This is a genomic window from Pleomorphovibrio marinus, assembly GCF_003347495.1.
Lineage (GTDB): Bacteria > Bacteroidota > Bacteroidia > Cytophagales > Cyclobacteriaceae > Pleomorphovibrio > Pleomorphovibrio marinus.
This window is the reverse complement of the sequence record NZ_QCXY01000001.1, coordinates 930,215-943,275: the sequence shown is the minus strand read 5'-3', so window position 1 is coordinate 943,275 and position 13,061 is coordinate 930,215. Positions and strand designations below refer to the sequence as shown.

General features: G+C 38.2%; 11 protein-coding genes. All 11 read right to left on the bottom strand.

What is annotated here, in order from left to right; translation table 11 throughout:
- Positions 1 to 9 precede the first annotated feature (9 nt).
- The 11 genes from DB520_RS03945 to DB520_RS03895 all read right to left on the bottom strand — a co-directional run bounded on the left by DB520_RS03945 (position 10) and on the right by DB520_RS03895 (position 13,007).
- Positions 10 to 1,797, bottom strand: a complete 1,788-nt coding sequence (locus tag DB520_RS03945) for an acyl-CoA dehydrogenase family protein (RefSeq protein WP_114748319.1) — start codon at positions 1,795 to 1,797, stop codon at positions 10 to 12.
- A gap of 31 nt (positions 1,798 to 1,828) precedes the next feature.
- The gene (locus DB520_RS03940; protein WP_114748318.1) at positions 1,829 to 3,001 is read right to left on the bottom strand and encodes an acetyl-CoA C-acyltransferase; all 1,173 of its coding nucleotides are present in this window, start codon (positions 2,999 to 3,001) and stop codon (positions 1,829 to 1,831) included.
- Between the two features lie 52 nt (positions 3,002 to 3,053).
- Positions 3,054 to 5,459: a 3-hydroxyacyl-CoA dehydrogenase/enoyl-CoA hydratase family protein gene (locus DB520_RS03935; RefSeq protein ID WP_114748317.1), complete on the bottom strand. Its 2,406-nt coding sequence runs from the start codon at positions 5,457 to 5,459 to the stop codon at positions 3,054 to 3,056.
- A gap of 1 nt (position 5,460) precedes the next feature.
- Complete coding sequence (locus DB520_RS03930; protein WP_114748316.1) at positions 5,461 to 5,904, bottom strand: MarR family winged helix-turn-helix transcriptional regulator; 444 nt, start codon at positions 5,902 to 5,904, stop codon at positions 5,461 to 5,463.
- 517 nt (positions 5,905 to 6,421) lie between these two features.
- Entirely contained in the window at positions 6,422 to 8,176 is a 1,755-nt protein-coding gene (locus DB520_RS03925) for an Ig-like domain-containing domain (protein ID WP_114748315.1), read from the bottom strand.
- Positions 8,173 to 9,054 (bottom strand): class I SAM-dependent methyltransferase, encoded by an 882-nt coding sequence (locus DB520_RS03920; RefSeq protein WP_114748314.1) that lies wholly within the window; start codon positions 9,052 to 9,054, stop codon positions 8,173 to 8,175. The genes DB520_RS03925 and DB520_RS03920 overlap by 4 nt, the downstream gene beginning before the upstream one ends.
- Before the next feature lie 3 nt (positions 9,055 to 9,057).
- Positions 9,058 to 10,923 (bottom strand): tRNA uridine-5-carboxymethylaminomethyl(34) synthesis enzyme MnmG, encoded by a 1,866-nt coding sequence (gene mnmG / locus DB520_RS03915; protein ID WP_114748313.1) that lies wholly within the window; start codon positions 10,921 to 10,923, stop codon positions 9,058 to 9,060.
- An 84-nt stretch (positions 10,924 to 11,007) separates the two neighbouring features.
- Complete coding sequence (ybeY, locus tag DB520_RS03910) at positions 11,008 to 11,430, bottom strand: rRNA maturation RNase YbeY (RefSeq protein WP_114748312.1); 423 nt, start codon at positions 11,428 to 11,430, stop codon at positions 11,008 to 11,010.
- A 2-nt stretch (positions 11,431 to 11,432) separates the two neighbouring features.
- Complete coding sequence (locus DB520_RS03905; RefSeq protein WP_114748311.1) at positions 11,433 to 11,834, bottom strand: ATP-binding protein; 402 nt, start codon at positions 11,832 to 11,834, stop codon at positions 11,433 to 11,435.
- Between the two features lie 42 nt (positions 11,835 to 11,876).
- Entirely contained in the window at positions 11,877 to 12,644 is a 768-nt protein-coding gene (locus tag DB520_RS03900; RefSeq protein WP_114748310.1) for an exodeoxyribonuclease III, read from the bottom strand.
- Positions 12,645 to 13,007: a hypothetical protein gene (locus DB520_RS03895; RefSeq protein WP_114748309.1), complete on the bottom strand. Its 363-nt coding sequence runs from the start codon at positions 13,005 to 13,007 to the stop codon at positions 12,645 to 12,647. It abuts the gene before it with no gap.
- Positions 13,008 to 13,061 lie beyond the last annotated feature (54 nt).

Here is a 13,061-nt window from a genome sequence, read left to right as displayed (position 1 = left end):
GCCATTTAGTTATCCCAAAAAGAACAAATATTTTCCCTTATCAATGAGTTGTTCTGAAAGAGATCTCCTCAAAGCTTTCACATCTATAGGCTTGGTTTTGGTAAACCTTTTCAGTCCCATAAGTAACACTTTCTGTTCATCACCAGTAGCAAAGGCATAAATGGCCTCTTTTCCAGCAGTTTGTATCTTCTCGGTAGCTTCAAACAAATAAATTTGAGTGGCTGCAAGTTGGGTATTTGCCGCACCATTTTTCTGGATCAACCTCTCTGTTCTTAAAATCATAGATTCAAGTGCATAGATTTCGATCATGATATCGGCTAGATTCATCATAATTTCCTGTTCTTCCTCCAGTTGATTTTGAAGGATTTGAACGGCCCTGCCTCCTATCATTAAAAATACCTTTTTGAGATTTTTAACTACCTCTTTTTCCGTAGCAAGTGGTTCGGAGGTATCGGGCTGATCGAAGCTGGGTACTGCTTTTAACTCCTCTCCTACCGCTTTTGCAGGACCGAATAAATCAATTTCCCCTTTCATTGCCCTTTTTAATAGCATTCCTACCATTAAAATTCGATTAATCTCATTGGTGCCTTCGTATATCCTCGATATCCTGGCATCCCTGTAGGCCCTTTCCATGGGAGCGTCGGCAGAATAGCCCATTCCCCCATAGATCTGCACACCCTGATCCGTTACATAATCCAATACTTCCGAACCATGGATTTTTGCAATGGCGCACTCTATGGCAAATTGTTCCACTCCCTTTAACTTGGCTTTAGAAACTTCCATGCCCTCTTCAATCAAGGTGTCGATCCGATCTTCTATTTCTTGTCCTGCACGGTAGCAAAGGGATTCACAAGCATAGGTTTTTACTGCAATTTCGGCCAATTTTGCTTTAATTGCTCCGAAGGAATTAATAGAAACTCCAAATTGCTTCCGCTCGCTGGAATATTGGATACATTGTTGAAGAACCCTACGGCAGCCTCCCAAGACTCCGGCACCCAATTTAATCCGACCGATGTTCAATATATTTACGGCAATTTTAAAACCGTTGCCTCTTTCTGAAAGAAGGTTCTCCACAGGTACTTTGCAGTCGTTGAAAAATACTTGCCGGGTGGAACTACCCTTGATACCCATTTTTTTCTCCTCCTCATTCATGGTGATTCCTCCGAATTCTTTTTCCACTATGAATGCGGAGAGATTTTTATCATCATCTATCTTTGCAAAGACAATAAAGAGATCGGCAAATCCCCCATTGGATATCCACATTTTTTGGCCATTTATCAGATAGTGAGTACCTTCTTCGTTTAATTTAGCTTTTGTTTTTCCACTATTGGCATCCGAACCAGCATCTGGTTCGGTGAGGCAATAACACGCCGCCCACTCACCGGTTACCAATTTTGACAGGTATTTTTGCCTTTGTTCCTCGGTGCCATAATAAAGAATTGGCAAGGTGCCTATCCCAGTATGGGCACCGTAGGTGGTGGAAAATGATCCTGCAGCACCCACTACATCAGCAATCAACATGGAGGTATTAAAGCTCATTCCCAAGCCACCGTATTCTTCTGGTACTGAAATGCCCAGTAATCCTAATTCACCTGCCTTCTTCAAAATATTTGGAACCAACTCCGGATGATTCATGCTGTCTATAGCATCTGCCTGGATCATGATTTCTGTGTCTACAAAATCCTGACATGCCTGAGCCATCATCAGTTGTTCCTCACTAAAATGCTCAGGGATAAAAATATCTTTCGCATGGCTCTCTTTGATAAGGAATTCTCCTCCATTTATTGAATTTTTCATCTCCTAACTCGTTTGGTAGAAAAAACTGTCATTATAAAATTTCTATTACCCCGGCCACACCTTGACCGCCACCTACACATGCTGTGACAAGTCCATATTTTCCTTGCCGCTTTTTTAGCTCATGAATGATTTGAACACTTAGTTTACCACCCGTACATCCAAGAGGGTGTCCTAGTGCTACCGCTCCCCCATTTACGTTCACAATATCCGGGTTTAAATCCAAGGCCCTAATCACAGCTAAAGCCTGTGTAGCAAACGCCTCGTTCAATTCAATCAAATCTATTTCATTTTGGGAAATCCCTGCCTGTTTAAGGGCTTTGGGAACGGCCTCCTTTGGGCCTATTCCCATAATTCTTGGCTCTACCCCAGCTACACTGTAGCTTACAAGCCTTGCCACAGGTTCCAAATTGAGGGATTTCATCAATTTTTCTGACATCACCATCACGAATGCCGCTCCATCGGAGGTTTGTGAAGAGTTCCCTGCTGTAACTTGTCCACCCTGTTTAAAGACCGGTTTTAAATTGGACAAGGCTTCCATATTAGTACCCGGACGGGGTCCCTCATCTGTATCCACGGTAAAGGTTCGGGTTTTCCTTTTCCGGTTTTCATCAAGATATGTTTCCTCTACTTCTATAGGTACTATCTCTTCTTTAAACCTGCCTTCCTTAATGGCCTTAATTGCTTTCTCATGGGATTGTACGGAAAACATGTCCGCATCTTCTCTACTCACAGAATAATCCTTTGCCAATTCTTCAGCAGTTAACCCCATACTCAGGTAATAGTCCGGGTTTTTACTGGCGATGTTCCAATTCAGTGCTGTTTTATAACCCATCATAGGCACCATAGACATGGATTCCGTTCCCCCTGCAATAATGCATTCCGCCATGCCTGTTTTTATTTTTGCAGTTGCCAGGGCTATAGCCTCTAAACCTGAACCACAATATCTATTGATGATAAATCCCGGAACTTCCTTTCCCAATGCTAGAAGAGATATCATCCTTCCCATTTGCATACCTTGTTCAGCCTCGGGAATGGCATTGCCCACGATCAAATCATCTACCATTTTATTTTCAACACCCGGGGTGTTTGCCATTAGGTGCTTTATGACATTAGCGGCCAAATCATCCGGCCGGTAAAACCTGAATCCCCCTTTTTTGGCTTTTCCTATTGCTGATCTATATCCATTAACTATGTAAGCGTCCATATGAGTTGAATTTGAGTGTAATATTGGTTGAATCGGGTATTTTCCAAGCTCTTTAATTTCTCAATGGCTTGTTTTTAAATAATATACTATGGATGCGTTCCAATGTCTTTTTCTCTCCTGTAAGACTTAAAAACGCTTCTCTCTCTAAATCGAGCAAATATTCCTCGCTTACTTCTGTAGATGAAGATAGATCTCCCCCACTCATCACCCACGCGAGCTTCCTCGCAATTTTAGCATCATGTTCGGAAATGTAAGAACCGTAAAGCATTCCTGTGATTCCTGCCTCAAACAATGCCAGGGAGCTTTTTCCCAAAACCTTTATGTTGGTTTGTTCTAAGGGTTGGGAATATCCTGATTCATAAAGTGAAATTACTTTTTGCTTTGCCTCGGCTAATTGCCTTTTCCTGTTGATGGTAATGGCATCCTTTTCTTGAAGGTATCCCATCCCTTTGGCTTCTTCAGCTGAAGTGGCAACCTTGGCCATGGCAATGTTCATAAATACCTCCTGCAAGCGATTAAGCTCTACATCTCCGGAGATAATTTGATTTGAAAACCTCAAGGTCATTTCCTTGGTGCCCCCTCCGGCTGGTATTAAGCCTACGCCTACTTCCACTAAACCCATGTACAATTCTGCATGGGCTTGAATAGCATCTGCATGTAGGGACAATTCACATCCACCTCCCAAAGCCATGTTGTGGGGAGCCACCACAACGGGGATACTACTGAATCTAGCCCTCATCATAGTTTTCTGAAATTGTGCAATCATCAAATTGATTTCATCAAAATCCTGGTCACCCGCAAACATATAAAGCATCGCTAGATTTGCTCCTGCCGAAAAATTCTGGCCCTCGTTTCCGATAACCAATCCTTTATAAGATTTTTCGGCTATTGAAATAGCTGTGTTTATCCCCTCTATCACTTCCTGGCCCAAAGAATTCATTTTGGTGTGAAACTCAAGGCCAATCACCTCATCTCCAAGATCATAAATGGTGGCACCTTCATTGGTCCACAATGTATTTCCCGTTGCCTTTATCGTATCCAACAAAATGAACTCTTCCAAGCCCGGTATTTCCTTGTACCTTTTAGTAGGAATATCATAATAAAGCTTCTTTCCTTGCTCAACTTTGTAGAAGCTATCATGTCCATCCTCTAGCATCTCATAAATCCATTCAGCGGGCTTTTGATCCGCTTCTTCCATCTTTTGCAGGGAATCTTTCAACCCTAAGATATCCCAAGTTTCAAAAGGCCCGTATTCCCATCCAAAACCTGCACATATGGCCTGATCAATTCTATATAAGTCATCGGCTATTTCTGGAATCCTAAAGGAACAATACCTAAACAGATCATAGAAGATTGCTCTATAAAATTCACCAGACTTGTCGTTGTAATTGACTAGGAATTTAATTCTCTTCTTAAGATCCTCAATTCCCTTTGCATCATCCAATGCTTTTAATCGGGGTTTTTCCGCATCCTTGTATTCGAATGTTTTAAAGTCTATCTCTTTCAGCTCCTTGCTGCCATCCTTATGCCGGATCATATGAAAAAACCCTTTTCCCGATTTATCGCCTAACCAACCATTTTTGTGAAGCACCTCCACGCTTTTGGGAAGTTTAAATCTATCTTTTGATTCGTCCTGCTCCAGTACCTGATTTAAATTGTTAGCAACATTAACGGTGGTATCCAAACCCACTACGTCTAAGGTGCGGAAAGTGGCTGATTTAGCTCGTCCTATTACGGTACCAGTTAGCTTGTCCACCTCCGAAACTCCCATTTCCATTTTTTCAATGGTATGGATGGCAGACATTATCGCATATACGCCTATCCTATTGGCAATAAAAGCCGGAGTGTCCTTGCATAATACCGTTTCTTTGCCCAAAAAACGATCCCCATACTCCATTAAAAATTCAATTACCTCAGGTTTTGATTTTGGTGCTGGGATAATTTCCAACAGCCTAAGGTATCTTGGGGGATTAAAAAAATGAGTACCTGCAAAATTTTCTTGAAAATCCTCTGACCTGCCCTCACACATTAAATGCATTGGAATTCCAGATGTATTGCTAGTGATCAAAGTACCTTTTTTTCGATAGAGCTCTACCTTTTCAAAAAGATCCTTTTTTATCCCAAGTTTCTCAACCACTACCTCAATAACCCAATCGTAATCTTTTATTCTCGGCAAATCATCTTCAAAGTTTCCGGTTTGAATCCTATCCGCAAAACTTTTATCGTAGATGGGTGAAGGCTTAGATTTTAACGTACTCTGCAGTGAATCATTTACAATACGGTTCCTCACTTGCTGATCCTCCAAGGACAATCCTTTTTTTGATTCCTCCTCGTTTGGTTCTTTGGGTATTATATCCAATAACAATACCTGGACGCCGATATTTGCAAAATGACATGCAATCCTGGAGCCCATTATTCCAGAACCCAAAATGGCTATTTTTTTTATGGCTCTTTTCATCTTATGGTTGGTTTATGCGGTTATGTTGCTTTATGACTAAATTTATCTTTTCAAAAATAGTGTAGAAGTTATTAACTTCTTGAGCGGTTAATACTGCCTGTATTTTTTCGTTGAATTGCTTTATTGTTTTTATAGCTATTGATCTCTTTTGCTTGCCTTCCTCAGTAAGGAGAATCCTTACTGACCTCTTGTCCATTTGATCTGGTTTTCTATGAATAAGACCTTTTTCTTCCATACTTTTTAACATTCGGGTTAGACTTCTGGATTCAAGTCCCATCATTGGAGCAATTTTGGTTGCAGGGGTTCCCTCTTTGGAGTTGATGTTTATCAAAACGAAACCCATGGATGTAGTTATTCCTTCTCCATGAGCAACTTGGTTGTACATCCTGGAAATGGCATGCCAGCAGTGTTTGATTTGATAATCAAAGGTCTCTTCCTTACTCATATCCTATAAGTACGCATTCCATAGAAAACTAGCTGAATAATCTCACAAAAATTATGCATGCATACTAATTTTTCAAAAAAATTTACAAAAAAATTATTCTCCATCTTATAGGACGACCTTCTAGAGAAGTTACCCACATCCTATTAATTATTTTGTCTTTATTAAATAAAAAATGGTTACAGTTATTATAGTGTGGATATGTTGAAAATTATTCAAGTTTCATTTTTACACAATTCTTTGTTCTATTAATACCTGTGTATCCTCAAGTTATCCACCATTTTGATTGAATTGATCCGTTGAGAAACAGCTGGTTATTTAATCCTATTACTTTTGTGTGGATACCTGGGTTAATCTTATTGTGGGAAATTTACTGTTAACATTTTTGTTTATCCATGAGGATAACTGAGGAGATATCCCCACGTTTTTCAGGTACCTGATTTTGTCTTTTTTTGATGTGCATTACTCAGAAGTTGTTACATGGATTTCATGACTTATTCACATTAGAATCACATTTGCGTTAAGGATTTAAGGCTGCCAAATCCTTTTCCGTGATCTCCGGCCATTCCAATTTAATTTCATCGTCAATGGGTTGATCCTCTTTGGGTTTACCATATATTCCTGTATCCCTTCTTGTGTCTATTAACAAGTCGGTTAATGTCCATCCTCCTCTCAACATTATTTCTTGGGACTTGTTTTCACTATCGTAGAAAAAATATACAGGTTCCGGTTGCCTTTTCTCGTAATAATTACCAGTATCCCATCTTCTGTTCTTATTCCTATCAATTATGGCTCTCAATCTGTACTCACTTGCCTCAATTCTGTCAAAAATAAAACTATTCCCTTCAGTTATATATTTTTCCTGTAAAATTTCGCCATTTTTATTAAGAAGCTGTAATATTATTGGATTTTCTTCTGTATTAATTTTTCCTGACAGCCCATCCGCTAATCTGTCTTCTTTGAGTTTTTTGTAATTTGCCTCTATCTTATCCTTGTTGTATACTTCCTCAATATCTTGGATAGTGGAATCCCCTACATATACTTTGTAAGTTTCAAATTTGAGACTGTCCGGTATTTCGATTTCTATTATAAATTTTGTTCTTTTTAAACTGTCCGTTAAATAAACGTTTTCCGGTTTAATTTGAATAATACCTGCTGTGTCATACTTAATTAAAAGGGAATCATAATTTAGGGATTTTAAGGGTTTGTTCAATTTCCATTCTGAGCGAATAGTTTTCAAGAATGACTTTCCACTGTTTGTACTTATTTCCAACTCTTCTTTTTTTCTATCGCTTTCCATAAATTTGGCATAAAGGGTTGTATCTATGCTAAATCCAACGGAATCCCTAATTCTCAAATTAACTTCTGTACTGTCTTCTCTAAGGGAAGTATGGTAGAGTCTTAGGTTTTTATCCGACAGTCTGTAGTACATTTTTTCATTGATATCCTCGTGAATTATTTCATATTCTAGAGGAGGTTTACTCAATATTATGTCAAAGTTTGTTCCTGTCGTTCCTGTTCTGTTAATTTTCAATTCCGAAAGATCTCCTTTAAAAAGGTTAATATGAATATTATCTACATCTTCATAAACATCCAATGGTTCTTCTAAAAATCCGTATGGCTCTGTTTTGTATTCTGCTTTTAAGGAATTATTGTCATCGTACCATGCATAAACTCTATATCTTCCCGCTTTAATGTTTGTTATTTCAAAATTACCAGCGGTATCCGTTTGTGCAATATAGTAGGGTGGAGCTGTAAATAGGTCAGTAGTATCTGCATCTTCGTAAAGACCAACTAATACATCCTTGATTTCCTTTTCTTTTGGGGGAAAAATATATGCAATTTTTCCACTTACTTTTAGGCTGTCTATTTCATCCCCTGTAGAAAACACTAATTTTAGGTTCTCTATAGGATTGCTTTCGGTTATATCCTGAATGCTTTTTTGGAAGTTAAACACATAGGTTGTGTTTTCCTCCAATTCCTGGTTAAGTTTGATGTTGACTCGATTCCTGGTAGCAAGAAATTCAACCTCGTCCACGTTGATTTTTGGTGTAATAATAATTTGCTTGTTAGGGTTTTCTAACTTTACAAATTCATTAAATGTCAGGGATATTTCAGAGGGGCTTATATTTGTAGTTTCATTTTTGGGATCTAGGGTAACCAATTCTGGAGGTGCTTCGTCTTTAGGCCCTCCCATTGGACTACTTTGCTTCGCACATGAAAGTATTCCTAAACATGTTGCTATTACCAAAATTGATGCTAAATACTGCTTCATTGTTTTTTTAATACGTATACGATGCTGGAGTAATTACCATCAGATTTTGCTTTTTTATTAAATTTTAATCCTTTAAAAAACGAGGAAATCGGATTAGAGTTGTCTTTTTGATATTTATCTGACAATAGACTGATATAATAACTATCAAAAAGCATAGGTATTCTGTCTTTGATCTTTAACTTATATTTGTTAGCTAGATATTCCATGGATGAATTTTCAAAGTGGTAGAGGTGTCTAGGAATATCATAAGATGCCCAGTAGTTTTCAAAATGTTTTCTGTCATGGGACTCATGATTTGGAACCGCAATAAATAGGATACCCCTCTTTTTTAACCTGTCCAATAATTGCTTTATAGTATTGTCTAGGTTGTGCACATGTTCTAACACGTGAAAGAGAGAGATCACGTCAAATTTCTTTTCTTTTTGAATTTCAACTAAATTGGTTCTTACATCTAGTTCCTTTTGTATGGCTATTTCTCTTGCCTTTTGATTTGGTTCAATACCAATTGTAATCCATTTGTCTTTTTTGGCCTCTTTCAATAAATTTCCAGTCCCACATCCATAATCTAATAAGCGTCCTTTTTTAGGGTGGAATTTTTTAAGCCAAAGCAGTTTTTGACGGATCGTATATCTTCTGACAGATTTGTAGATTAAGTCTATCCATCCATTTGTTTTATTACTGTGAGAGATATAGTTTGGAGACTCATAGTAGTGGTGTATGTTCTTTTCGTCCGGTCTTGGATTTGTGAACAAGAGGTTACAATTCTCGCATTTGCATATTGTAAATGATTCTTTTGATATTGCATGATCTTCTATAATCATGGCATTCGAAAAACCTCCCTCTTTACATAAGGGACATTTATTCAATTTTTCGTACATATGTTATTTCCCTAAATAAACGGTCAGTATGGATAAGTCTGCTGGAGATACTCCGCTGATTCTTGAGGCTTGACCTAGTGTTTCTGGTCTAATCTTGTTTAATTTTTGCTTACCTTCTGCAGAAAGCGCTTTTACGATCTCATAGTTAAAGCTTTGCGGTATTCTATAGCCTTCCAAATGGTTGATTTTATCCGCCATTTGTTTTTCCTTGGTAATATAGCTTTCGTATTTAATCTGTATTTCTGCCTGCTCTTGTGCGTCTATGCTTAGTGCAGACAAGGCTTTCTCAAGTTCAGGGCTTATTTGTATTAGGTTCTTTATTCCGAAATTCGGTCTTTTTACTAACTTTGATAAAATTGTTTTTTCTTTAATTGGAGCTGTTTCTAATGACATAAGATATGGATTAGCATATTCCGGATCTAGTTTAATTTGATCTAGTAATTCGATAATCTTGGATGTTTCTTCCTCTTTCTTTTTTACTTTCATTACTCTTGATTCGTGAGCTAGGCCTATGCTGTTTCCAAGTGGGGTAAGTCTTAAATCTGCGTTGTCCTGCCTTAATAGTAATCTGAATTCAGCCCTTGAAGTAAACATTCTGTATGGTTCCTCTGTACCTTTATTGATGAGGTCATCTATTAGAACTCCTATATATGCATCAGACCTGTTAAGAATAAACGGTGATTTATCGCGTGTATTTTGATGGGCATTTATTCCAGCCATCAAACCCTGGGATGCTGCCTCTTCATAACCTGTAGTCCCATTGATTTGTCCTGCAAAAAACAGGTTCTTTATTAGTTTTGTCTCTAATGTTGCTTTTAGTTGTGTAGGCTGAAAGAAATCGTATTCAATAGCATATCCAGGCCTGAACATTTTCGCATTTTCAAATCCTTCTATTTTTCTTAATGCCTTAAGCTGCACGTCTTCTGGCAGAGATGTAGAAAACCCGTTTACATAGATTTCTACTGTATTCCATCCCTCCGGCTCCACAAAGATTTGATGCCTGTCCCTTTCAGCAAACCTATTGATTTTATCCTCTATGGATGGACAATATCTTGGTCCTAGGCCTTGGATTCTTCCATTGAACATTGGTGATCTGTCAAAACCTGTTTCTAAGGTTTCATGTACAGATTTATTTGTATAGGTAATCCAGCAATTTTTTTGTTGTTCTAGGGGTTTGGTTTCATTGCTGTATGAAAATTTACCGGGTCTTTCGTCACCAAACTGAATTTCCATTTTGCTGTAGTCCAAGGATCTTCCGTCCACCCTTGGAGGAGTTCCGGTTTTCATTCTGCCTGACTCAAAGCCGACTTTAATCAGTTGTTCGGTTATTCCTTTCGCTGCTGATTCTCCTGTCCTACCTCCGCCAAATTGCTTTTCCCCAATATGGATAATTCCGTTTAAGAAGGTACCATTAGTCAAAACCACTGATCTTCCTGGAATTTCTAATCCTAATCCTGTTCGTACTCCCTTTACTTCTCCATTTTTAATGATTAGCCCATTTACCATTTCTTGCCAAAAGTCCACATTCGGGGTATTTTCTAAAGTGAGACGCCAATCTTCCGCAAATCTCATTCGGTCATTTTGTGTTCTAGGCGACCACATTGCTGGGCCTTTTGACCGGTTTAGCATTCGGAATTGTATCATGGATTTATCTGAAATTATCCCTGACTTTCCTCCTAACGCATCGATTTCCCTTATAATTTGTCCTTTTGCTACTCCCCCCATTGCAGGATTGCAGGACATTTGTGCTATGGTGTTCATGTTCATGGTACAAAGGAGAACCCTTGAACCCATTTCTGCTGCCGCATGTGCTGCTTCACAGCCTGCATGGCCTGCGCCTACTACGATCACATCGTATGTATCAAACATAATTTTTAAATCTTACTGTTCCACGTGGAACACCTTTAATGTTCAATTGGTTCTTTCATGGTGTTCCACGTGGAACACTTTTTGTTAATTAATGAATTTTACAAGTGCGGCGTTTTCTTGTTCCCGCATTTGGTTAGATTCGGTTTTGGTTTTGTCCTTGTAACCCATAAGATGGAGGAGACCATGAGAAAGAACCCTTCGTAATTCTTCAATAAAAGCTACATTTTGTAGTTCGGCATTTTCCTTTACCCGGTCTATACTAATAAAGACATCCCCGGATATTTCTTTTTCTGATTCGCTTTGGTCAAAAGTGATAATATCCGTGTAGTTGTCGTGATTCAAGTATTCTAGGTTTACTTCATGGAGGTATTTGTCCGAACAAAACACATAATTGATTTCACCAACATTTAAATTCTTTTCCCTGATAATTTCGGCTACCCACTTCTGGTGCTTTCTTTTTTGGGGAAGGCTAAATTCAATGTCTTCCGTAAAGAACCTGATTGGCATTATTAGTTCATGTAAAAAGTAAGTATGGTTTTTCTGCCATCGTCTTCGAACTCAATTTCATCACAAAGGTGTTTCATAATGAATACTCCCCTCCCTCCCGATTTCTCCAGGTTTTGTGGAGATGTGGGATCTTCTAGATGTTGGAAATCATATCCTGCTCCTTGATCCTCAATGATGAACTTAATTTGGTTATCCAAAAATTTGAGTTCAATGTTTACGGGCTTCTTACTGTTTTCCTTGTTACCGTGAATGATGGCATTACTGACACATTCTGTAACTGAAATCATGATATTACCATATATGTCATCATTGATTTGAAACTTTTCCTTTGCATTGTCAATGAAGCTTTCAATTATGGTTATATTTTCAATTAATGATGGAATAGAAATTTTGATTGATTTCATTAGGATTTTTTCCTTATATGGTGAAAATATTTAATATTCCATCTAATCCATTAATTCCAGCAATACTGGACAATGGTCAGAATGAACAATATCTGTCAATATTTGTGAGTCTTTAATTTTTTCCTTGAGGTTGTTGCTTGTCATATGATAGTCAATTCTCCAACCTTTATTCTTGGCCCTTGAATTTGCCCTATAACTCCACCAACTATATTGATGGGGTTCTTCTGGATGAATTACCCTGAAGCTGTCATCAAAGCCGGAGGAAGTAAACTTGTCCATCCAGGCCCTTTCTTCTGGTAAAAAACCTGAGCTTTTCTTGTTGGATATTGGGTCATGTATATCTATTGGCTTGTGACAAATGTTGTAGTCTCCACTCCATACAATGCCTGGCAAGGATTGGTTCAAGTCTTTGCTCAGTTCAAAGATGTCATCCAAAAACTCATATTTTAAAGTTTGTCTGATTTCTCCGGTTGTTCCTGATGGAAAGTAGGTATTGATAAAAGAAAACTTATCAAAATCCAAACGCAACATACGTCCCTCAGAATCAAATTTTTCTTTGTCCATGCCATAAGACACATTTTTGGGTTCTACCTTACTTAGGGTGGCTACCCCACTGTATCCTTTTTTTATCGCCGGATTCCAGTAAACTTTGTATCCCAAATCTTCAAATATGTTCGAGGGAATTTGATCAAGAGTTGACTTTACTTCTTGAAGAGCTACTATATCAGGGTCTGATTCCGCAAGCCATTCCATAAAGCCCTTTTTCATAGCAGCACGAATACCATTGACGTTATAGGAGATTAGTTTCATTTAATTGATCTCAGTTTCAAATTCCTTTTCAAAATATTCCAATACGTGAAGCTTAAGCATTTTTTCCTGCTCAACGGTGTCTAAGTGGGGCAGTGCCTTGATTAATTTCCAATGTGGCCATCCATCTTGGTCTATAAAGCCCAGCTCATAAAAACCTGAATAACTAAGAACCTTACAAACTGCTATGTGCATCAAATCCTGTTTTTCCTCTTTGGAGAAAGCCAAGTTTCCTTTACCCAATTCCTGCACTCCAATAATAAACAGTACGGCATTTAAATCAGAGGGTTTTTTACCCAGCATCTCTCCCAGACCCGCACATAATTTATTCCATCGAATTTCTAAATCCAAGTCTTTTTTGAACATGTTTGTCAATTTGACACCTTTATGCTAAATTACTTAATATAACCTACAAATATA